We start from the raw sequence: 21,975 nt of genomic DNA, 5'->3' as shown, positions 1-21,975 counted from the left end.
GAGAGACGATGATGGACAAGCCGAACTACTTCGTGCCGCATGGCGGCCACCCGCCGCAGACCGACCTGCTGACCGGCCGCGCCGTGTTCACCGAGGCGTATGCCGTCATCCCGAAGGGCGTGATGCGCGACATCGTCACCTCGGCGCTGCCGTTCTGGGACAAGACGCGAACCTGGGTGATCGCGCGTCCCCTCTCCGGCTTCTCGGAAACGTTCTCGCAATACATCGTCGAGGTCTCGCCCGGCGGCGGCAGCGCCCAGCCCGAGCCGGATCCGGAGGCCGAGGGCGTGCTGTTCGTGGTGTCAGGCGAGATCATGCTCACCATCGCCGGCAAAGAGCATCGCCTGGGCCATGGCGGCTACGCCTTCCTGCCGCCGTCCTGCAAGTGGACGATGCGCAACGACAGCCAGGCGCCCGCGACCTTCCACTGGATCCGCAAGGCCTATGAGGCCGTTCCCGGCATCGCCGTGCCCGAGGCCTTCGTCACCAACGAGGCGACGATCGCCCCTGCCGCGATGCCGGAGACGCAGGGCCGCTGGGCCACCACGCGCTTCGTCGATCCGCTCGACGTTCGCCACGACATGCACGTCAACATCGTCACCTTCGAGCCCGGCGCCGTGATCCCGTTCCTGGAGACGCATGTGATGGAGCACGGGCTCTATGTGCTCGAGGGAAAGGCGGTCTACAAGCTCAACCGCGACTGGGTCGAGGTCGAGGCCGGCGACTTCATGTGGCTGCGCGCCTTCTGCCCGCAGGCCTGCTACGCCGGTGGCCCCGGCCGCTTCCGCTACCTGCTCTACAAGGACGCCAACCGGCACATGAAGCTGCGGCCGTTCAGGTGAAGGCCAGCAGCATCCGCTGAATGAGTCCTGGATACACGGCTGATGTCGACCGTTCCCGAACGCCTGGAGAGCTTGATCGAAGGGGAATTGGCTGAGCTGTCCGACAAGCGTGTGCTCTCGCATATCCGCGGCATGCTCGTCGCACCTCACATGGTGCTGCGCGATTGGGACTATGGCCAACCGGGGGAGCAATATCCCTGCTGGTTCGTGCTTCGCGATGCACAATCCGGTGCCGAGATCGCCTATTGTGAGCACGGCTTCGGACCGGGCTGCCCCTGGGGCCTGGTGAGTTCTGCGCACGAACCGGAGTTCCGCCATATGGGCATGGACTCCGGCTGGTTCACCTCGTTTCTGGATGCATTTTTCGATTCTTTCGCCTGCGTGGCGCTTCTAATCTGGAAGGTGATCAACATCGATGCTGACGGAACCCGGACCTGTCTGACCGCCGAAGGCGCGTGGGAGAGCACATGGCAGCGGGTCTACGAATTGCGCAATCATGATCCGAGCGGCCGCTATGAATGCGGCCACGACATCGGCTATCGCAAGACTGCCACCTGATGCGCTCGTCGAATCTTCGGCCGCAACCGCCGACGAAGAGCTTCTCCTCATCGGCCTCGAACACCGGCTCGATCGCGCGATCGACCAATCCACGCCGTACTCGCTCCCTCATTCTCCCCCTAGTGATCCTCCCTCACGCCCCCTGATACTCCACCTCTTCCGCCGTGCCGCGGTCGAGCACGGCCTTCGCCTTGGCATGGTCGAGGTCGTCCTCCCAGGCGGCGACGACGACGGTGGCGACGCAGTTGCCGATCAGGTTGCCGACGGCGCGCGCGATGCCGACGAACCAGTCGACGGACAGCACCAGCACCAGACCGATGGCGGGGATAGCCGGCACGGCGCCGAGCGTTGCGGCCAGGATGACGATGGCCGAGCCGGGCACGCCATGGGCGCCCTTGGACGTGACCAGCGACACGCCGAGCACCAGCAGCAGGTCGCTGACCGACAGCGGCGTGTTGGTGGCCTGGGCGATGAAGACGACGGCGAGCGTCAGGTAGATCGAGAACGCATCGAGGTTGAAGGAATAGCCGGTCGGGATGACCAGGCCGACGACCTCCTGCTTGACGCCCATCGCCTCGAGCTTGCGCATGATCTGCGGCAGCACGGAGTCGGACGACGCCGTCGCCAGCACGATCAGCAGCTCCTCCTTCAAATAGCGCAGGAACTTGAACAGGCTGAGGCCGGCCATGCGCATCACGAGGCCAAGCGCGGTCACGACGAACAGCGCCACCGAGACGTAGAACAGCACGACCAGCGCCAAGAGCTGCTTGAGCGAGCCGACGCCATATTTGCCGACGGTGAAGCCGATGGCGCCGAGCACGCCGAGCGGCGCGACGCGCACGATCAGCCCCATCGCCTTGAACAGCACCTTGGCGACGGACTCGATCAGGTCGACCACGGGCTTGCCGGGCTCGCCGACCAGCGCCAGGCTGACGCCGAAGATCACCGCGAAGAACAGCACCTGCAGCACGTCGTTGCGGGCAAAGGCGTCGAACGCCGTCGGCGGAATGATGTTGAGGATGAAGCCGCCGAAGCCGCCGCCCTGCAGCTTGTGGGCGTTGTCGGCGAAGCTCGCGAGCTGCTTGGCGTCGAGCTTGGAGACGTCGATGTTCATGCCGTGGCCGGGGCTGAAGACCAGCGCCAGCACGAGGCCGAAGGCCAGCGCGATCGTGGTCATGCCCTCGAAATAGACCAGCGACTTGACGCCGACGCGGCCGACCTTCCTGAGATCGCCGGCGCTCGCAATGCCGTGCACGACGACGCAGAACACGATCGGCGCGACCACCATGGCGATCAGACGCAGGAAAGCGTCGCTGAAGAATTTGAGCCCCTGGGCGGTCTCGGGCGCGAAGACGCCGATCAGGATGCCGAGCACGAGCGCAGCCACGACCTGAAAGAAGAGCGAGCCGAACAGGCCTCGCTTCGGCGCGGCTGTCCCCGCCATGCTCACATCCGTTGCCGCCATTGATCGTCCCCCCTCAGAAAAAAACCGACACGTTCCGCACGCGCCGGATCACTTTGGAGGGGGAACTTTCGAAACGCAACCGCAGCCGCGCCTCACTTTTCAGCCTGTGCATGCCGTTCTGACTGTCGTGCTTGGAGGCGCCGTGGATCTTCATCGCATGTCCATCATTCCCCCGACACGACCCTTGCCGGCGCATCATCATCGTCGCCCTCGGCTTCCCGTGCCGCGAGCCGTGTCCGCACCACGGTCACCGTACACCCCGCCTCCGCGGCGACCTTCGCCGAGACGCTGCCGAGCAGCGAGCGCAGCACGGAATCGCGGCGGGCGCCGATGATGATGTGGTCGACCTGGTTGGCCTCGGCGAATTCGATGATGGAGGCCGCCGGATCGACCGCCTCCAGCACGTGCACCGTCAGCCGGCTCGTGTCGAGCTTGAGCGGCGTCGCCCAGTGCTTCAGCGCGACCATGCGGTCGATGTGCTTGTTGTTGCCCTCCTCGTCCAGGGTGCGGTCGATGGTGAGACGCCCGAGCTTCAGCACGTTGACGCAGGCGAGCCGAGCCGCGGGCAAAGTGGCGAGGATGCGCTGCGCGGTCAGCCGCAGCGCGCCGTTGAGCTCCTCGCCGCCTTCCACGGTGTCGATCGCGACCGCCACGATCGGGCTGGAGGCGATCTGCACCGCGACGTCGGATGTTTTCTGTTCCGGCTGCACCAGGCCGCGGTTGAAGCGGCGGCGCCACACGGCCGTGATCGGGTCGCGCTTGACCTTCTCCGCACGCGCCGTCAGCTTGACCTGGTCGGGATGGCCGAGATCGAAGGCGAGCTGCGCCGCGGTCGGATAGCGCCACACCGGCTCGATCTCCAGGCAGCGCAGCACGATCTCCTGCAGCCACGGCGGATAGTCCGGCTTCAGCTGTCGCGGTGGATAGGGATCGCGCCACAGCCGCCGGCGCATGCCGCGCAGGGTCTCGGTCTCGCCGAACGGCCGCACGCCGGTGGTGAAGAAGTAGAGCAGCACGCCGAGCGAAAAGATGTCGCTGCGCGGATCGCTACGCGTGCCCATCATGCGCTCCGGCGCCATGTAGGGCGCGGTGCCGTAAGGCAGGCGGAACTCCTCCTGCAAGAGATCCGGCAAGTGCTTGTGGCAGGACAGGCCGTAGTCGATCAGCACCGCCTCCCCCGTCGGCCGGAACATGATGCTGGAGGGCTTGATGTCGTGATGGATGACGTGCTGCCGGTGAATATCGGCGAGCGCGGTCGCGATCTTCGCGACCAGCACCCGCGCCTCCTCGTAAGCCAGCGGCAGCTCGGGCAGCCGCTTGTACAGCGTATCGCCTGGAATCTGCTCGATCACCACATAGGCCTGGGTGGCGAAATCGCCGGTGCCGAAACAGGCCGGCACGTGCGGTCCCGACAGTTTTGGCAGAATCATCTGCTCCATCTCGAAGCTGACGATCGCCGCAGGATCCTCGCCCTCGGAGACGCGCGGCACCTTCATCAGGATGGGCCGGTCGATGTCCGGGTGGGTGACACTCCACAACGTCGCCATGCCGCCGGAATGCACGCATTCACCCACCGTGAAGCCGTCGATCACGACGCCCGGCTTGAGCCTTGATTTCGTCATGCTCTAGCGCCCCATCGAGAGCCGCTGCGCCAGCCAGGGCGGCAGGCCGTTGTCGCGAATGCGCTGCGCCGCCGCCTCGACGTCATAGGGCACGCGGCAATAGGTCAGCTCGCGGGTCCTGGTGTCGAAGGTCACGAACGACGCGGCCGGATCACCGTCGCGCGGCTGGCCGACCGAGCCGACCACGGCCAGCCATTGCCGGCCGCGCAACAGCTGAATGGGCATGTTGGCGGTCGGGGTGAAGCTCGTCATCTTCGCGGTGGCGGACATCGAGTACAGCGCCGGACGGTGGATGTGGCCGCAGAACGTCACCTGCGCCTCGGTCGCGATCATGCTGCGGGCCGCGTCGGCCGACGACTGCACATAGCGCCAGCGCGGCGGGCTCGAGGCCTCCGCATGCACGAACAACCGGTCGTCGTCACCGATGCTCATCGGCAGCTCGGCGAGAAAGCGGCGTTGCTCGGCGCTGAGCCGCCCGCGCGTCCACTCCATCGCCGCCTGCGCCTCGGCATTCATGCTCTCGCTTGCCGTCGAGACGGCATTGTCGTGGTTGCCGCGCACCGCCAGCCCGCCACCGGCGACGATCTCCATGACGGTGTCGACCGACCATTCCGGATCGGCGCCATAGCCGACGATGTCGCCGAGACAGATGAGACGATCCGCGCCACGCGCACGCGCCGCCTCCAGGCAGGCCGCGAAGGCCTGCCGATTGGCATGGATATCGGTGAAAATCGCCAGCAGCAACCCGTGTCCTCCGGTTCTCAAGGCTAGCGGCCGTGGCCACACGAGACTTGAGGAACATCAAACAAGATAGGCGGAGAGATGCGGAATGTCAGCGTTGCAGGTCCCCTGCGATGCGCCGGTGCGGCTTTCTTCCCTGGGTAAAGCCGAAGCCCAGGAACTTGCGGTGGTTCGGTCTGGCGACCGCACTCTTGACCTTGTTGACCTTGAGCTCGAGGCGCCGTGCCAGGAACGTCCCGATGCTCGCCATCACCCGCGCGCGAGCTTCGCGCGGGAGGATACGGCTGCAGCCGCCTACTGCTCGTCCTTCGGCGGCATGCGCGGCGGCAGCAGTGGCGTGAACGAGACGCCGTCGCCGGCGTTGGCCGCCTTGAACTCGCCGGTGGAGGGATCACCGCCGGCGGTCTCGATGATCGTCTTCGGCAGAATGTATTCGCGCGCGGCGTCGATGACCCCGCCGTCGCCGGTGCCGAAATCGGCGGCGCGGCCGCCCTGCGGATGGCCCGCCGCGATCTGGTCGGCGGCGTGCTGCGCCTTGTCGGCAAGTGTGTCGCTGTAGGGAATACGATAGGCGCGCGGCACGCCGCTCGGACGGTTGTCGTCGTCCAGCGCCTCGACCCACAGATAGACCGCGCCGGGATCGCCCTCGACGGAGTGCGGATCGACGATCCGCACCTGCAGCACCTTGAAGCTCCTCGGCAGCCGGTCGACGCTGGCCCAGCCGAGCAGGCCGCGGGCGCCGGCGAAGCTGCCGACATAGAACGCACTGGTGATGACCACGGCGACCGCCTTGGCCTGCCAAGGCAGCCTTGCATAGACCAGCACCAGCAAGAGCAGCGCGCCGATCAGCGCGTAGCACACGGACAGCGTGACGATGACGGTCTGCAGACTGCTCATCATCGCCTGATCACCCTGACGCCGGTCTTGGGATCGAGATCGGCGCCGTTGCGCCAATTGCTGCGGAACGTCTCCAAAAGCGATTTCGGTCGGCGCTGCACGTCGATCACCTTGCCCTCGGCATTGAGCTTGAAGCGCAGCGCCGTCTTCTCGTCGCCGGAATGGTCGAGCACGACCTTGTCGTCGAAGATCACCTGCGCGGTCGGGTTGAGCTTCTGCACCTTCACGGTGGCCTCGACCGGCGCGCCGCTGACGTTCTGGAAATGCGAGATGTTGACGGTGTATTCGCCGGCGACGATGCCTCTGATGGTCACGATCTCCTCGCGGATCGGCGACGGGATCTTCAGACCGTTGACCAGGATGAAATCGTTGGCGCCGCCGCGGTCGTCGCGATCGAGGGTGAGGAAGCCGGCCTCGCGATGCCGGTACCAGGCGATGTTGCCGACGGGGTCCTGCACGAACAGGTCGAGATCGTCGGGATGGTTATCCGGCCAGTCCATCGTGATCAGGAACTCGGCCTTCGAGTCGACCTTGCCGTCCTTGGCGTCCGGCGAGATCGCGAGCACCGCGATGAAGAAGAAGAACGCGACGATCTGCAGCGCCTTGAACAGCATGACGCTGAACGGGTCGAACTGCTCCTCGCGCGGATAGAGCCCGAAATCGTCCATCATGCGCCCTGCTCCGGCGCGCGATCCATCGCGCGCTCGAGCCGCGGCGTCACCCGCGTCTCGGTGAGCATGACCGCGTCCGAAAACACGCGCCCGGTCGCCGCGTCCAGCATGTAGTACTGGATGCGCACCAGGATCGAGCCGACGAGGCCGGCGAGCGTCGTGTACATCGCCACCGCCATGCCGTCGCTCATCAGCCCCATCGAGGATTTCATCGCCAGCTTGTCGTTGACGTCGAGGCCGGCAATCGGCGCCAGCATGATGATGAAGCCGATGATGGTGCCGAGCAGGCCGAGCTTCATCAGCGTGTCCGAGGCGAAGCCGCCGAAGCCGTTGGAGCCGCGCAGGCGGTCGGCGAGCGTCCGCAGCAGCAGCGTCTGGTCGAGCCGCCCTGCCCCTTGCGTTTGCGCCTTGGTGACGAGGCTGCGGATGTGGTTGGTGACCAGCCCTTTGGGAAGCAACTGCGCATCAGGTTCGAGCGCGCGCGCCGCATCGGGCCCGATCAGCACGGCGCGGCAGCGCCGCGCCGCATCCGCCTCGCGCGCGATCGCTCTGGTGCGCCAGAAGCAATGGCAGCACGTGGCGACGTAGAGCACGGCGATGACGCTGGAGATGTAGGTGCGGTCGGAGGCGACCATCAGGTGGAAATAGCCGTAGCGGGCGAGCACCACGGCGGCGAATATCGTGAGGCCGGTGAAGATCATCCAGAGCAGCAGCGGCCCGCGCTCGGCTGCGTCGCGCGCAGGTTCCACTCGTTCGGCACTGCTGACCACGCTCATGCATGAACTCCCGATGCGCGCCGTTTCGTTCGGCGCTTCGCAGGCGAGTTAAGCAGAGCGGCGGAACAGCGTCCAAAGACATCTGCCTCGAGGCTCTCGGGAAAATTTCCCAACCTGCCACTTGCTGCAGTGCATTTGCTTGGCGGAGCACCAGCCCATTGTTACGCTGCGGCAAAAGCCGTGGAGAGGATCGCATGCGTCTCGTGCTCCAGCTCATTGCGCGCCTCGCGCTGATCGTGCTGCTGTGTCTGGCCGCCGCGGCCATATGGGTCACCGTCGACGCCTATCGCAGCGTCGACCGCGCCACCGCGGCATCGGCAGACCGGGTCTCGCAGGCGCTGGAGGCGCTGTACTGGCGCGAGCTGCTGCTGCGCGGCAACCGATCGCGCGAGCGGCTGCTGCCGCTGCCCGACTGGCGCACGACCGAGACCATGAAGCTGATCGCGCCCGGCATCTGCGTACAGTTCAAGCCCGAGGCCGCATTCGAGAAGCCGCTGTGCGGCCAGAGCAAGGGCCTCGGCGCCGCGCCGCCGCGCTGGTTCTCAAGCGCCGTGGAAGCCATCCTCGGCGATCACGCGGCGGTCGCGCAGCCGATCAGCGCGCGCGCCACCACGGCGGGAACCGTCTCGGCGATCGCCGATCCCGATGCGGCGATCCAGCTCGCCTGGCTGCGCATCCAGGACAGCTTTGGCGTGGCGCTGGCGATGGCGGTCGCGATCGGCGTACTGGCCTCGCTGGCGATCGCCCATGCGCTGGCGCCGGCGCGCAGCATCGTCTCGGCGCTGCAGCGGATGGCCGAGGGCGACCACCGCCCCTCGCTGCCGCGCTTCCGCTCGATGGAGCTCGCGATGATCGGCCGCGCCGTCGGCGAGCTCGGCGACCGGCTGGCGCAGGCCAATGAGCAGCGCGCCGCGCTGACCGAGCGCCTGCTCGACATCCGCGACGAGGAGCGGCGGGCGCTCGCCCGCGAGCTGCACGACGAGTTCGGGCAGAACCTCACGGCGATCCTCGCTTTTGCCTCGACGATCGAGAGCGCCGGCAACGGCCGCAACGATCAGATCGCCCAGGACGCACGCATGATCACGCGATCCGTCAGCCATCTGATGGCGTGCCTGCGCGGCACCTTGAGCCGACTGCGCCGTCCGCTCACCGAGGAGCTCGGCCTCGCCGCAGGCCTGATCGCGCTGACCGAGAACTATCAGCACGCCGCGCGACCGGCGATCCGGCTCGACCTCCACGGTGATCTCGCCGACATCCAGGGCCCGGTCGCGGTCACCGCCTACCGGATGGCGCAGGAGTGCCTGACCAACGCCCTGCGCCACACCAGTGCGAGCGAGGTGTCGTTGCGGGTCGAGCGGCGCTCCGGGCCCGACGGTGCGCTGCTGATTTCAGTCGAGGACGACGGCGGCGGCGATGCGACCCTGCTGGCGCAATCGAGCGGCTTCGGCCTGACCGGAATCCGCGAGCGCATCGCCGCCGTCGGCGGCTCGCTGTCGATCGGACCGGCCGCGCGCGGGCTCAGCGTCTCCGCGACAATTCCACTGGCCGCCTGAGATTACGGGGATGCCCGAGCGCACAGGCATTTCGATCCTGCTGGTCGACGACCACCCGGTGGTCCGGCAAGGCTATCGCCGCGTGCTGGAGAGCCAGGACGGGTTTCGAGTCATCGCCGAGGCCGACAGCGCCGCGGCGGCCTATGCCGCGTTCAAGGCGCATGCGCCCGACGTGGTCGTGCTCGACATCTCGATGAAGGGCGCCAGCGGGCTGGAGGCGATCCGCAATATCCGCGCTCGCGACAATCGCGCCTGCATCCTCGTGTTCTCGATGCATGGCGAGGCGCCGTTGGTGAAGGCGGCGTTCGCCGCCGGCGCGAGCGGCTTCGTCACCAAGAGCAGCGAGCCGTCGGCGCTGGTCCGTGCCATCCGCATGGTGATCAGCGGGGAGCGCGCGCTCAGCGACGACGTCGCCCATGTGCTGGCCGCCGACAGTCTCGATCCGCAGCAGACCGTGCTCGACCGGCTCGGCGAGCGTGAGATCGAAATCCTGCGCCAGTTCGCGTCGGGCCTGACCACCGAGCAGATCGCCACGAACCTGCACCTCAGCGTCAAGACGGTGCAGAACTATCATTATCTGGTGAAGGCCAAGACGGGACTGCAGACGGATGCGCAGCTGGTGCGGCTGGCGGTGACCAGCGGGCTGACGGATTTGTAGCCCGGATGAGCGCGCGCCTAGCGCGCCTGAAGTCCACGGAGCAGCAGGGTCAGCACGGCATCGACGCGGGCCGAGCAGGTGCATTCGCCCCATTCGTCAGCGTGGGCGGGATGATGGAAGCTTCGGGTCGCGTCGAAGATCGCCGCGGCCGCGGTCTTGGGATCAGCGACATCGAACGTCCCCTGCGCGACCCCCTCAGCGATCATGCCCTCGACCTGGGCGATCAGGTTCTGCTTGTGCGCCTTGACTACCGAGCACGCCTCGCGCGCCAGGGTGAGATAGGTCGCGAACATCTCCGGATCTTCACAGACCCGTTTCTGCTTGGCGCCGAACAGCTCGCGCAGCCAGCGCTCCAGCTTCGCCGGCGCCGGTCCCGGCTCGGCCGCGATCTGCGCCAGCGGCGCGCTGACCCGCTCGAGCCAGCGCTTGGCAACCGCCTCACGCAGCGACGCCTTGCTCGGAAAGTGACGGTAGACGGAGCCGTGGCTGACATCGAGCGCTCTCGCGACGTCGACGACCGTCGCTTTGGCGAGCCCATAACGGCGCAACACGTCCTCGGTGACTTCGAGGATGCGCTCGGATGTCAGAACCACGGCCTCATTCATGCGTGCACCATATCGGCGTCGGACGAATTCGCCTTGATCTGGATCGTCTCAGCCTGGTCGGTGGACGATGGCGCGCGAAACCTGGTGGCCTGGGCCTCCAGGTGACGCGCGACCTGGAGATTCAGCCAGTCCTGAAATTGTGAGTGCAACAATCGCTTTTCAATCTTCATCGAAGCGGTCCTTCGCAGTTGAAACCGCTGAACCCAAGGTCAGACAGTGGAAGTTGGTCTTAAGCAAGATGGCAGGATCGACATACACCATCGCGCTGACAGATTTCAATATCTGTCAGCGCGATTTTTTGAAAATGGTATTATGATCCGGTAACGGCATGCCGAGCGGCCGGAAAGACCGCCGTTTGTGTCGATCCGGCCGCTCTGGTAAAGCGCGGCGTAAAATGCCGGCGCGGACGCTTGGTCCCGCCCACCTTCCCTCCCGCCTCGGAGCGCCGTCGATGATCCCCCGCTATTCCCGTCCCGAAATGGCCTCGATCTGGGAGCCGCAGACCCGGTTCAAGATCTGGTTCGAGATCGAGGCGCATGCGGCGGACGCGCTGGCGGAGCTCGGCGTGATCCCGAAGGAGGCCGCCAAGACGATCTGGGCCAAGGCCAAGGACGCCACCTTCGACGTCGCCCGCATCGATGAGATCGAGCGCGAGACCAAGCACGACGTCATCGCCTTCCTGACCCATCTCGCCGAGATCGTCGGTCCCGAGGCGCGCTTCGTGCACCAGGGCATGACGTCATCGGACGTGCTCGACACCTGCCTCAACGTCCAGCTCACCCGTGCGGCCGACCTGCTGCTCGCCGATCTCGACCGCGTGCTGGCGGCGCTGAAGACGCGCGCCTTCGAGCACAAGATGACGCCGACCATCGGCCGCTCGCACGGCATCCACGCCGAGCCGGTGACGTTCGGTCTCAAGCTCGCTTATGCCTATGCCGAATTCTCTCGCGCGCGCGAGCGCCTGGTCGCCGCGCGGAAGGAAGTCGCGACCTGCGCGATTTCCGGCGCCGTCGGCACCTTCGCGCAGATCGATCCGCGGGTGGAGGAGCACGTCGCCAAGGCGATGGGCCTCAGCCCCGAGCCGATCTCGACCCAGGTGATTCCGCGCGACCGCCACGCGATGTTCTTTGCGACCCTTGGCGTCATCGCATCGTCCGTGGAGCGCCTGGCGACCGAAGTGCGCCATCTGCAGCGCACCGAGGTGCTCGAAGCCGAGGAGTTCTTCTCGGAGGGCCAGAAGGGCTCGTCGGCGATGCCGCACAAGCGCAATCCGGTGCTGTCGGAGAACCTCACCGGTCTCGCCCGCATGGTGCGCGCCTATGTGACGCCCGCGATGGAGAACGTCGTGCTCTGGCACGAGCGCGACATCTCGCACTCCTCGGTCGAGCGCATGATCGGCCCCGATGCCACCGTCACGCTCGACTTCGCGCTGATCCGCCTCGCCGGCCTGATCGAGAAGCTCCTGGTCTACCCGGCCAACATGGAGAAGAACCTCGACAAGCTCGGCGGCCTCGTCCACTCGCAGCGCGTGCTCATCGCGTTGACCCAGAAGGGCGCGAGCCGCGAGGACTCCTACAGACTGGTCCAGCGCAACGCGATGCCGGTCTGGCGCGGCGAAGGCGACTTCCGCACCCTGCTCAAGGCCGATGCTGACGTGAAGAAGTACCTGACCGACGCCGAGATCGACGAGCAGTTCGACCTCGGCTATCACCTCAAGCACGTCGACACGATCTTCAAGCGCGTGTTCGGGGAGAGCTGAGCGCGCGTCGAGCGGGCGGACGCCTCAGTCCGCCTCCTCGCACTTGTCCTGCTTGACCTTGAACATCTTCCGGAACTGGGTCTCGAGCGCGCTCCGCATCGCCTCCATCTTCTTCTCGCCGGTGTTGCGGAGGTTGTAGTTGATAGCGCAATTGCTCCAGCCGAAATTGACCAGATAGATCCGCATGCGCTCCTGGCCGTCCGGCTTCTGCGCCTCGGCGACGTAGCGGGCGACGCAGGCCTTCGGGCTGGCGTTGTCGGCGCAGCCCTTGTCGACGGTCTGGCGAAACATCTGCTGCAGGTCGGTCTTGCCCTCGATCGCGTCGACGAAGCGCGCGCAGGCGGCGGCAGGCTGGTAGTCGCGCAGCGTAGAGGGCGTCTTGAATCCGCGGGTCTGCACCAGGTCGAAATCGCAACTGTCCTTCAGCTCCGCCACCCTGGCGCGCCGATAGTCATCGATGCCGGGCAGCGCGATGAACTCCAGCCGCGCGGCAGCGTCGAGCGTGGCCTTGCAGGCGCGGTCGATCTTGTCGGCGTCGAGCGCCGCGACCGCCTTCGGGTCGAATGCCGGCAACGTGCCCGGCGAGTCGAAATCGGACGGGCCAAACAGCAGACGGACGGTGTTGCGCAGCCGCGTCTCGTCGTGCTTGGCGGGATCGCACCGGACCGTGAAACGGCAGCCGCTGTCCCAGGACATCGTCCGCTCGGCGGCATGGGCGCTGGCACCGGCGAGCGTGACGGCGGCGAGCGCCAAGCGTGCGGTCCATCCTGTCCAGCTTCGTCGGGTCATGGTACTCTTCGCAGTCGATCAATGCCTGTATCCTACCCAGCCCCGACGCCAACACCAGCCCGTGCCGCGCAGCATCTGAAGCGTGACGACGTCACGCTCGACAAGTGCCAGACCTGGCAGCGCTTGCAGCTACAGCTTCTTCAACGAGACGACCGCGTTGCCCTTGTTGTTGAAGTAGAATCGATACAACAGCAGCCAAGGAAGCATGATGGACGTGTCGTTGACGTAGACGAACACCTCCCCATCGCTGCGGGCCGTGAACCTGGCTGTCCAGCGGCTGCTGCCGGGCGTTTCCTGCTGGAAAGCCGGGAGATGCTCCTCCAGCCCGGTGCTGCCCACCCGCACGATCGGTGCGAACCAGTTCGACCAGATCAGCCGCTTGAAGGGTATCCCAGGCAATTGGGTCCAGGTGCCGTAACCGAAGCCGGCCGGAGTCGCAGGGATGCCGCCGTCGCTCCATGCCTCCCCGACGACGAGCACGATCTGATAGGTCTCGCCCTGCGCCACGGTCAGCGCTGTCGGATAGCAATGGTGACGCGTCTCGAATACTGGCCGGATGCTTCCACCAGGGTATGCGCCGATCTCTGTCTCCTCGACCTCGATCGGCCTCAGCGTCTCCTTGCAGAACAGCCCGGCCGTATTGGCCGCGCCGAACCCCAGCCACCAGAACAGCCAGAACATGATGGCGAACGGGAAGATCCACGTTTTCAGCAGATAGAAACCGGCAACATACCAGCCCTGGCGTCGCAGCGAATAAACCGTCGCGCGCCAGCCGGTCACCGGCTTGTGCCGGGATGGATCGTTCCAGGCGATGCGTGCGGCGTCGCGGATCGTTCGCTGCAGTGAGGTGCCCCACGCCGTCAAGCCGAGCGCAGCGGCCACACCGACCACCAGCAAACCCGGCGAATCCCGAAACGCGACGAACCATGGGTCGAGAAATTTGGGCAAGAAGGCTGCCGCTCCGTTGACCAGCGGATTTACCAGCCCATGCAAGGGCTCATAAAGCACGCGCGGCCAATAGATGACGAAATATGGGATCGCCGCGACGAACAGCAGCGCGAACATGGTGGCGAAATAGACCACGCGGCGCAGCCAGACCCAATTCCAGACATCGTCCTGCACCCGCGTCCGCGCGTGCCCGTGATCGAGCGGATGCAGCGCATCGACCGGCGTATCGGTCTCATCCGTGACGCGGTAAGCGGCGGGTACGACCACCGGTGCATAGTGATCGGGACCCGACCCAATGCGTTCGAACACGGTGCGGTGGATCGTCGGCTTCACCGGCGGCAGAGGTGGCTGCGGCAGGCTCGGATGCAGATCGTCAGCAAGAAGCCCGGTCTGGGCCTTGAACGGCGAATGAAGCAGCCACTTGATGCGACTGACATCGTACCGGAGCGATAGCTTGTAGGGCGGCGCGTCATAGATCTCGCGCAGATTGCGCGGCTTGTAGCGGTAGTAGGCCGCAAGCCCCTTGCGCGAGTCGTTCAGCGTGTCGAGCGGATCGATCTCGGGATCGTAGAGCAGCCTGCGCCGCCCGTCGAGATAGACGAGACCATAGGCCTGGGCGCGGTCGAGCATCCAATCGAGCGTCACATAGGAAAGGCCATCCTGCGGATAGCCGCCGCCGATGTCGGAATGCACGCCGGTAAACCACACCTGGCTGATGCGCTCGCGGTCACGTGGCGGCAGATCGGTGCGCAGATGCGGCGGCGGCTCGGCCAGTTTCGCAGCCGCGCTGCGCGGATCGTGGTCGATGCCGAACAGCCAGTCCTTCTTGTCACTGCGGCCTGAAACAGCCTCGTCCCGTCCCCACACATAGCGCTCATCCCAGATCACCGGGCGGAAGGCGTCACGCTCCTCTTCGATCGCGAGGGCGTGGCAAGCGCGATGGATCTTGGAATTCATGAACTGGTCCGGCATCGACAGCGGCCAGATCCAATAGTCAATGGCGCGCGTCATCTCCTCGATCGGCCCGCCGTAGGCGTCAACGGTGTCCCAAATGCCGACGAAATGCACGCTCTCGACCTCGACTGCTGGCGGAGCCTGCAGCGCCACGCCCTGCACTCTGCGCAGCGTTCTGATTCCCCAGTCGCGCACTCCGCGCAGGTCCAGGCCGATCTTGCCGAGATATCTGAGAATTCCGCTATTGTAGCGACGCCGATAGCGGCGATAGGCGTCTGCGGCGAACCGGGCGAGATCGGCTTCATTGTCGTCGTAGGCGACGAGCCCCTGCCCCGCGATCATTGCCGCCACGATACGGATGGTGAAGGCACCGCGGCTGAACCCGAAGCAGTAGATGCGGTCGCCCGGCTTGTAGTTGCGACAGCAGAAGCTGTAGATCGCAATCACATTCCGCTTCAGGCCGAAGCCGAAGATGCCGCCGAGGGCTGCGAACAGCTTGAAGGAGGACGTTCCGACGCCATCGTCATAAAAGGCGACTTGCCGGCGCGGATCGCGCAGGTCCAGCAGCTGGAACAGGCGCCAGACATTGGTCTTGAACACGGCCTTGGCGCTGTTGCCGGTCCCGTCCGACAACAGCACGATGTTCTTTGCAACAGGATTGGACACGAGGCCCCCCGACCAGAATGCCGGCAGGGAGATTGGTCCGCAATTGCAGGAAAATCAAGGCACAATCCCTGCGCGAGCCCGCAGGACCACCCGCTCAGTTCTCAGCACCGCCCGTCATCCGCAAGGCAACATCGTCGCTTGATCCAATGCAGTCATCGAACGGGGGACGGCTTATCGAGGCGCGACTGACAGAGCGGCACGCATGGAATCACTCAAAAATGATCAGCAGATGCCTTTGTGCGGTTGTCCGACATCTCGTCGTCGACCTCTGATCCTTCGACAGAGGTCAGATCCGCGACTAAGCAGGTCGCCGGAATTCAGCACTGACGAGCCCGACATGCCCGAGACGATCGCGAGCTACGATCCCCTGCTGCGGTGGATTCATTGGGCGACCGCCCTGCTGTTCATCGCAGCGATGCTGATCGGGCTCTATTGCGGCCTTCAGCCGGCCGGCACGTCGCCGCGGCGCGAGTTGCTGGAGGTTCACAAATCGCTCGGCGTCACGCTGTTTATGCTGGCCATTCTCCGCGTGATCGTGCGGGCTCGCACCACGGCGCCGGCCGCTCCGGCCACGTTCGGACCGATGGTCCGCGCGCTGTCGCAGCTCAATCATTGGGCGCTCTATGCGCTGCTGCTGATCATGCCCGTCACCGGCTACATGTTCTCGTCGGCCGGCGGCTATTCGCTGCGTTATTTCGGGACCTTCAGCTGGCCGCGCCTGTTCGCCGGCGACAGGACGATCGCCCATGCCGGCGAGATCACGCATGATACGCTGGCCTATCTGGTCTATCTCGTGGTCGGCCTGCACATTGCGGCCACGCTCTGGCACGCGTTTGTCAAGAAGGACGAGGCGCTGGCCCGGATGTGGCCGCGGCGGTGAGCGTGGCCGCCGTAGGGTGGGCAAAGCAGCCGCCGTCAACCGGCAGCGTGCCCATCGTCGTGCGGCGAGCTCATTGCCAAGACGATGGGCACGGCGCCACACAATCTCGATAGTGGAGACCGCACGGCCGCGCCTTTGCTCCCCGACTCGACAACTATATCGGCTTCGCTGCCACAACGAGATCGCCGGCGCGCTGGTCCTGCTTCAGCAGGGCGGCGAGCTCGCTCTCGTCGAGCGTCTCCTTGACCAGCAGGCGGCGCGCCGCGCGCTCCAGCACGTCGCGCTTGTCCTGGAGCAGCTTGCGGGTGCGCTCCAGCGCGTTCGTCACGATCGCACGCACCTCGGCGTCGATCGCATCCCCTGCGGCCTCGCCATACTCGGCGCTGCGTGAGACGCCCGGCGCAAGAAACGACTGGTTGTCGCGCTCATAGGCGACCGAGCCCAGTTGCTCCGACATGCCGTAGCGGGTCACCATCGAGCGCGCGATGTCGGTGACGCGGCGCAGATCGTCGGCGGCGCCCGTCGACAGATGGCCGTAGACCACGAGCTCCGCGGCGCGGCCGCCGAGCAGCACCGCCATCTTGTTCTCGAGCTCCTCGCGCGTCATCAGGAAGCGATCTTCCGTCGGGCGCTGGATGGTGTAGCCGAGCGCGCCGACGCCGCGCGGGATGATCGACACCTTGTGCACGGGATCGGTGCCCGGCAGGCTCATCGCGACGATCGCATGCCCCATCTCGTGATAGGCGACGATCTCGCGCTCCTTCGGATTGAGCAGCCGGTTGCGCTTCTCCAATCCGGCGACGATGCGCTCGATCGCATTGTTGAAATCATCGAGCGTGACCTCGTCGCCGCCGCGCCGCGTCGCCAGCAAGGTCGCCTCGTTGACGAGGTTGGCGAGATCGGCGCCGGTGAAGCCGGGCGTCAGCGCCGCGACCTTCTCCGGATCGACGTCGGCGGCGAGCTTGGCCTTCTTCAGATGCACCTGCAGGATCTGGATGCGACCCGGCTTGTCGGGCCGGTCGACCAGCACCTGGCGGTCGAAGCGGCCGGCCCGCAGCAGCGCCGGATCGAGAATCTCCGGCCGGTTGGTCGCCGCGAGCAGCACGAGACCGGTCGAGGAATCGAAGCCGTCGAGCTCGACCAGCAACTGGTTCAAGGTCTGCTCCTTCTCGTCATGGCCGCCGGCGAACGGGCCCATGCCGCGGGCGCGGCCGAGCGCATCGAGCTCGTCGATGAAGATGATCGCGGGCGCCTTGGCGCGGGCCTGCTCGAACAGGTCGCGCACGCGCGCGGCACCGACGCCGACGAACATCTCGACGAATTCCGAGCCCGAGATCGAGAAGAATGGCACGCCGGCCTCGCCCGCGACCGCCTTGGCGAGCAGCGTCTTGCCGGTGCCGGGCGGGCCGACCAGCAGCACGCCCTTGGGCATGCGGCCGCCGAGACGGCCATAGGATTTCGGATCCTTCAGGAACGAGACGATCTCGCGCAGTTCGTCCTTGGCCTCGTCGACGCCGGCAACGTCGTCGAATCGGACGCCCGTGTTGGATTCGACGTAGACCTTGGCCTTGCTCTTGCCGATCTGCATCAGGCCGCCGCCGAGCCCGCCGGCGCCACCCATCATCCGGCGCGACAGCCAGTACCAGACGCCGAAGAACAGCGCGATCGGCATCACCAGCGAGAGGATGTCGCCGAGGATATTGCTCTCGACGCGACCGGTGAAGGTGACGTTGGCCTTGCTGAGCTCCTTGGCGAACTCCTGGTCGACGCGCGTCGTCGCGAAGCGCGACTGGCCGCTGGGCAGCGGCTCCTTCAGCGTGCCTTCCAGGTAGTTCTCGGAGACGCCGACCTCCTTCACCTTGCCGGCTGCGAGCAGGTCCTGGAATTGACTGTAGGGAATGACGGCGACCTGGCGATAGCTCGTCCACGCATTGTGGATCATCATCGCGACGAAGATCGCGACGATCGCGTACCAGAGATTGAAGCGGGTCTGCTTGGTCATGGGTCTCTCAATCGGGTGATCAGTCGAAATCGAGTGTCCGCGAACGGCGGATCAAGCGGCCACGCGTCAGGTGCGGTCCTGCGCTGCGACCTCGGGCACGAACACCGTGACCGCACGCGGCAGCACGGAGAAGCGCGCCGGCGTGAAGGTGACGAGCTCGCCATCGGCATTGATCCGGCGCGGACGGCGCGTGCGGATCTCGAACGATGTATCACGCGAGGCCCGCACCTCCTGCCACAGGCCGTGGCGGCCTTTGCGGAAGTCATAGGCCATCGCCAGCAGCTTCCAGATGCGGCCGATCTCCAGCGAATACAGATCGAGATGGGAATCGTCGATCTCGGCGCGGTGATCGACCGCCATGCCGCCGCCGTAGTAGCGGCCATTGCCGACCGCGATCTGCAGTGTCTTCACCCGCACCGCGCCGTCGGACGATACGATCATCGCGCGGAACGGCCGTGCATTGGTCAGCACCTTCAGCGCCGTGAGCGCATAGCCGAGCCGGCCGAACCTCCGCTTGGTTTCCTTGGTCAGCTGCCGCGCGAGCTCGGCGCTCAAGCCGAGGCTGGCGACGTTGAAGAACGGGTGCCCGTTGACCTCGCCGAGATCGATCCGGCGGCGATGGCCGGCCGCAATCACATCGACCGCGGCCTCCATATCCGCCGGCAGGCCAAGCGTGCGGGCAAGGTCATTGGCGGTGCCAGCCGGAATGATGCCCAGCGGCAGGCCGGTCTTGAGCAGTGCAGGCGCAGCCGCGTTCAGGCTGCCGTCCCCCCCGGCGACGACGACCGCTTCCGCATCGTCGGCATGGGCTTCGATCCACGGCGCCACCTCGCGCGGACTATGCGGCGCCGAGATCACGAGATCATAGCCGGCTGCGCTCAGCCGCGACACGGCAACGCCGGCCGCCTCGCCGCCGGAGCGGCTGCCGCGATTGATGATCATCAAGAGGCGGCGCGTTGCCACGGCCGGGCGCGACGGCGGCGCCTTCGCGATCGATACCTGGTCACCCCCCGTGGTCACGATTGTCTCCCGTACACAAAATGCCAGCGCGCTCCAGCGCACAGGTTCCATACAAAGTGGCGAGCAGGCGCTCCGGTTCCATCACGATCACCGCCGCCCATCCAGGCGATGCCGGGAGGTTTCAGCGGGGTAACGATTGTTGGGATGGTGATGTGGGGGCGAGAGCCGCAAGGCCCGATAGCAACAAGCGACGCGTGGGGCCGCATCTCGTCAAACTCCTCAATAGCGCCCGAAGTGCGCAATACCGCCAGCGGCAGCGGTCATGAAAGAGAGTCCGACATCATAGTCTCACGGACTATCAGAGGGGCCCGGATCTCCGGCCCTCTGGAATTAGTTCACCGCCGCACGGCCGCAAGACGGCCGCCGGGCAGCAGACACTCTGTCGCACCTCGCCGTTCATCTTGCTGAACGCAGATGCGAACGGCGGGCTCTTGAAAACCGCAGGCTCTTGAAAACCAATCGGCAGACACATACGTCCGTCGCCTACCCCTGGTCCGGGCCCCTCTGGTGAAGCTGCCGGTGCGCTCACGATGTCGGACCTGACATCAATCTCACCGGCTTGAAAGAGGGACCCGTCGTGGAATTCCTGCTCATCGCGTTTGCCGGCAAGCCCGTCTGGATGTGGCTCGCCTTCCTCGCAATCGTGCTCGCCCTCCTCGTCTTCGATCTCGGCATCCTCCATCGCAAGACGCGCGAGATCTCGGTACGCGAGAGCCTCGTCATGAGCGGCATCTACATCATGCTCGCCCTCGCCTTCGGCGCCTGGGTATGGTGGCAAATCGGCGCCGAGGCCGGCACCGCCTATCTCACCGCGTTCACGATCGAGAAGGCGCTGGCGATGGACAACGTCTTCGTCATCGCCATGATCTTCAGCTACTTCTCGATCCCGCGCGCCTATCAGCACCGCGTGCTGTTCTGGGGCATCGTCGGCGTCATCGTGCTGCGCGCGATCATGATCGGGCTCGGCGCCGCGATCGTCGCCCAGGCGAGCTGGGTGCTGTATCTGTTCGCGCTGTTCCTGGTCGCGACCGGCATCAAGATGCTGGTGTTCAAGGACACGCCGCACGACATCGGCGCCAACCCGGCGCTGGCCTGGGTGCGCCGCCGCTTCGACGTCACCGACCGCCTGCACGAAGAGCGCTTCTTCGTGCGCCAGCCTGATGCGCGCGGCAAGCCGACCTGGTTCATGACGCCGCTGTTCCTGGCGCTGATCCTGATCGAGTTCGCCGACGTCATCTTCGCCGTCGACTCGGTGCCGGCGATCTTCGCGATCTCGACCGACCCGTTCGTGGTCTACACCTCGAACATCTTCGCGATCCTCGGCCTGCGCGCGCTTTATTTTGCGTTGGCCGCGATGGTCGATCGCTTCCAGTATCTCAAGCTGACGCTGGCGGCGGTGCTGATCTTCATCGGCTCGAAGATCTTCCTGGCCGACCTGCTCGGGCTGGAGAAGTTTCCGCCCGCGATTTCGCTCGGCATCACCTTCAGTCTGCTCGGCGCAGGTATCGCGTACTCGCTATGGAAGACGCGGCCTGCGGTCGAGCAGATGAAGTGAGGCCGATCAGAGGACATGAGGTTGCTGCGTGACAATGAATGATGTCACATCCGACGACGAGGACTCCTCGGCGCCGCGCCGTCACAACGGGCCGATCAGCCGCCGGCTGCTCGCGATCGCCCGGACGGTGCGGTCCGAGGAGCCGTCGATCGGCGAGTTGTTCGACCGGCTGGAATCGGAAGGTCTTGGCCTGACCCTGCTGCTGCTGACCCTGCCGGCGCTGATCCCGTTGCCGGGCCCATTCGGCATGGTGTTCGGCACCTTTGTCGCGCTGGTCGCGCTGCAGATCCTGTTCGGCGCCGAGCGGCTATGGCTGCCCGAACAGTTGCGCCGCCGGCCGGTGCCGCAGCGGCTGCTGCGCAAGATCATCCGCGCCGGTCTCGACTGGGCGGGCTATGCCGAACGCGGCCTGCGCGAGGACCGGCTGGTCTGGCTGACCGGCCGGCCGGCGCGGATGCTGCTCGCGCTGCCGCTGCTTCTGATGGCGGTCACCATCATCCTGCCGATCCCGATGGGCAACGTGATGCCGGCGCTGGCGCTGATCGCCGCCTCGATCGGCTTCATGGCAGGCGACGGCCTCGCCGTGCTCGTGTCGATCCTGATTGCGATGGCTGCGGTGGTCTGGACTGCCGTTCTGCTCTACACCGGCGCCGCAGCAGCCGACTATGCCGCAACTCTCCTGGCCCGCTTAGCTGTGCATCTGCGGGCGATGTTGGAAAGCGTCGGTGTCGATCTCGGCTTTGCCGCAGGCGTGACGACCGTATTTGCAGTGGTAACCGGCATCGCTGCGCTTGCCTTCTGGGTGCAGGCGGTACGCCACCGGCGCAGCCGGCGCGCATCCTTCGATCCGGCGCAGGATCCGCGCGAGCGCTCCCGCGCGCTGGCGCGTCGCGGCCGCGGCCTCGTGGCCGCCGCGAGCATTGCGACCACCGCAGCCGCCGTCTTCATCGCCACGCGTTTCATGCTCACCGGCTCGATCTGAAGTTCCGCCTGTGGCGGCGCGGCCGCACGACA

21 protein-coding genes are annotated in these 21,975 nt (G+C 66.0%); 8 read left to right on the top strand and 13 right to left on the bottom strand.

What is annotated here, in order from left to right:
* Positions 1 to 11: 11 nt before the first annotated feature.
* Together ACQR0U_RS17675 and ACQR0U_RS17670 are read left to right on the top strand one after the other, a co-directional pair.
* Positions 12 to 842 (top strand): bifunctional allantoicase/(S)-ureidoglycine aminohydrolase, encoded by an 831-nt coding sequence (locus ACQR0U_RS17675; RefSeq protein ID WP_315714982.1) that lies wholly within the window; start codon positions 12 to 14, stop codon positions 840 to 842.
* Between the two features lie 42 nt (positions 843 to 884).
* Positions 885 to 1,400, top strand: a complete 516-nt coding sequence (locus ACQR0U_RS17670) for a hypothetical protein (protein ID WP_315714782.1) — start codon at positions 885 to 887, stop codon at positions 1,398 to 1,400.
* A 133-nt stretch (positions 1,401 to 1,533) separates the two neighbouring features.
* Here ACQR0U_RS17670 and ACQR0U_RS17665 read toward each other — a convergent pair whose 3' ends face one another.
* From ACQR0U_RS17665 to ACQR0U_RS17635, 7 genes are all read right to left on the bottom strand, one after another.
* Positions 1,534 to 2,865, bottom strand: coding sequence for a dicarboxylate/amino acid:cation symporter (locus ACQR0U_RS17665; protein ID WP_315714783.1), 1,332 nt, complete (start codon positions 2,863 to 2,865; stop codon positions 1,534 to 1,536).
* A gap of 164 nt (positions 2,866 to 3,029) precedes the next feature.
* A complete protein-coding gene (locus ACQR0U_RS17660; protein ID WP_315714784.1) occupies positions 3,030 to 4,487 on the bottom strand; it encodes a serine/threonine protein kinase in 1,458 nt (485 codons plus the stop codon).
* Positions 4,488 to 4,490: 3 nt separating this feature from the next.
* Positions 4,491 to 5,231: a metallophosphoesterase family protein gene (locus tag ACQR0U_RS17655; RefSeq protein WP_316170295.1), complete on the bottom strand. Its 741-nt coding sequence runs from the start codon at positions 5,229 to 5,231 to the stop codon at positions 4,491 to 4,493.
* A gap of 88 nt (positions 5,232 to 5,319) precedes the next feature.
* Positions 5,320 to 5,478 (bottom strand): hypothetical protein, encoded by a 159-nt coding sequence (locus tag ACQR0U_RS17650; RefSeq protein WP_315714786.1) that lies wholly within the window; start codon positions 5,476 to 5,478, stop codon positions 5,320 to 5,322.
* A gap of 44 nt (positions 5,479 to 5,522) precedes the next feature.
* The gene (locus ACQR0U_RS17645; RefSeq protein WP_434872199.1) at positions 5,523 to 6,128 is read right to left on the bottom strand and encodes a hypothetical protein; all 606 of its coding nucleotides are present in this window, start codon (positions 6,126 to 6,128) and stop codon (positions 5,523 to 5,525) included.
* Positions 6,125 to 6,796: a hypothetical protein gene (locus tag ACQR0U_RS17640; protein WP_315714788.1), complete on the bottom strand. Its 672-nt coding sequence runs from the start codon at positions 6,794 to 6,796 to the stop codon at positions 6,125 to 6,127. The genes ACQR0U_RS17645 and ACQR0U_RS17640 overlap by 4 nt, the downstream gene beginning before the upstream one ends.
* Positions 6,793 to 7,572, bottom strand: a complete 780-nt coding sequence (locus ACQR0U_RS17635) for a MotA/TolQ/ExbB proton channel family protein (protein WP_316164444.1) — start codon at positions 7,570 to 7,572, stop codon at positions 6,793 to 6,795. Before ACQR0U_RS17635 ends, ACQR0U_RS17640 begins: the two co-directional genes overlap by 4 nt.
* Positions 7,573 to 7,766: 194 nt before the next feature.
* Here ACQR0U_RS17635 and ACQR0U_RS17630 point away from each other — a divergent pair, with 194 nt between their 5' ends.
* Positions 7,767 to 9,125, top strand: coding sequence for a sensor histidine kinase (locus tag ACQR0U_RS17630; protein WP_316164443.1), 1,359 nt, complete (start codon positions 7,767 to 7,769; stop codon positions 9,123 to 9,125).
* 10 nt (positions 9,126 to 9,135) lie between these two features.
* Positions 9,136 to 9,783 carry a response regulator transcription factor gene (locus ACQR0U_RS17625; RefSeq protein WP_315714791.1) on the top strand — a complete coding sequence of 216 codons (648 nt, stop codon included), beginning with the start codon at positions 9,136 to 9,138 and terminating at the stop codon, positions 9,781 to 9,783.
* A gap of 17 nt (positions 9,784 to 9,800) precedes the next feature.
* On the opposite strand, the gene ACQR0U_RS17620 is transcribed toward ACQR0U_RS17625, so the two are convergent.
* Both ACQR0U_RS17620 and ACQR0U_RS17615 read right to left on the bottom strand, forming a co-directional pair.
* Entirely contained in the window at positions 9,801 to 10,388 is a 588-nt protein-coding gene (locus tag ACQR0U_RS17620) for a TetR family transcriptional regulator (protein WP_315714792.1), read from the bottom strand.
* Positions 10,385 to 10,558 carry a hypothetical protein gene (locus ACQR0U_RS17615; protein WP_316225234.1) on the bottom strand — a complete coding sequence of 58 codons (174 nt, stop codon included), beginning with the start codon at positions 10,556 to 10,558 and terminating at the stop codon, positions 10,385 to 10,387. The genes ACQR0U_RS17620 and ACQR0U_RS17615 overlap by 4 nt, the downstream gene beginning before the upstream one ends.
* Before the next feature lie 281 nt (positions 10,559 to 10,839).
* Here ACQR0U_RS17615 and purB point away from each other — a divergent pair, with 281 nt between their 5' ends.
* Positions 10,840 to 12,147 carry an adenylosuccinate lyase gene (gene purB / locus ACQR0U_RS17610; protein ID WP_316225233.1) on the top strand — a complete coding sequence of 436 codons (1,308 nt, stop codon included), beginning with the start codon at positions 10,840 to 10,842 and terminating at the stop codon, positions 12,145 to 12,147.
* Between the two features lie 24 nt (positions 12,148 to 12,171).
* Here purB and ACQR0U_RS17605 read toward each other — a convergent pair whose 3' ends face one another.
* Positions 12,172 to 12,936 carry a hypothetical protein gene (locus tag ACQR0U_RS17605; RefSeq protein WP_434843505.1) on the bottom strand — a complete coding sequence of 255 codons (765 nt, stop codon included), beginning with the start codon at positions 12,934 to 12,936 and terminating at the stop codon, positions 12,172 to 12,174.
* Positions 12,937 to 13,065: 129 nt separating this feature from the next.
* Positions 13,066 to 15,504 carry a DUF2235 domain-containing protein gene (locus tag ACQR0U_RS17600; RefSeq protein WP_434872198.1) on the bottom strand — a complete coding sequence of 813 codons (2,439 nt, stop codon included), beginning with the start codon at positions 15,502 to 15,504 and terminating at the stop codon, positions 13,066 to 13,068.
* 337 nt (positions 15,505 to 15,841) lie between these two features.
* On the opposite strand from ACQR0U_RS17600, the gene ACQR0U_RS17595 reads away from it, so the two are divergent.
* The gene (locus ACQR0U_RS17595; RefSeq protein ID WP_316194587.1) at positions 15,842 to 16,384 is read left to right on the top strand and encodes a cytochrome b; all 543 of its coding nucleotides are present in this window, start codon (positions 15,842 to 15,844) and stop codon (positions 16,382 to 16,384) included.
* A 154-nt stretch (positions 16,385 to 16,538) separates the two neighbouring features.
* Here the strand turns inward: ACQR0U_RS17595 and ftsH are convergent, their stop codons facing one another.
* On the bottom strand, positions 16,539 to 18,386 hold the full coding sequence (gene ftsH / locus ACQR0U_RS17590; RefSeq protein ID WP_315714798.1) for an ATP-dependent zinc metalloprotease FtsH: 1,848 nt from the start codon (positions 18,384 to 18,386) through the stop codon (positions 16,539 to 16,541).
* Between the two features lie 66 nt (positions 18,387 to 18,452).
* The gene (locus ACQR0U_RS17585) at positions 18,453 to 19,406 is read right to left on the bottom strand and encodes a lipid kinase (RefSeq protein WP_315749338.1); all 954 of its coding nucleotides are present in this window, start codon (positions 19,404 to 19,406) and stop codon (positions 18,453 to 18,455) included.
* A 577-nt stretch (positions 19,407 to 19,983) separates the two neighbouring features.
* On the opposite strand from ACQR0U_RS17585, the gene ACQR0U_RS17580 reads away from it, so the two are divergent.
* Positions 19,984 to 20,961: a TerC family protein gene (locus ACQR0U_RS17580; RefSeq protein WP_316194586.1), complete on the top strand. Its 978-nt coding sequence runs from the start codon at positions 19,984 to 19,986 to the stop codon at positions 20,959 to 20,961.
* A 28-nt stretch (positions 20,962 to 20,989) separates the two neighbouring features.
* Entirely contained in the window at positions 20,990 to 21,943 is a 954-nt protein-coding gene (locus tag ACQR0U_RS17575; protein ID WP_410051845.1) for an exopolysaccharide biosynthesis protein, read from the top strand.
* Positions 21,944 to 21,975: the final 32 nt, after the last annotated feature.

It is taken from the genome of Bradyrhizobium sp. HKCCYLRH3097, assembly GCF_051167875.1.
Classification (GTDB): Bacteria; Pseudomonadota; Alphaproteobacteria; order Rhizobiales; family Xanthobacteraceae; genus Bradyrhizobium.
This window is presented reverse-complemented; position numbering and strand designations above follow the sequence as displayed.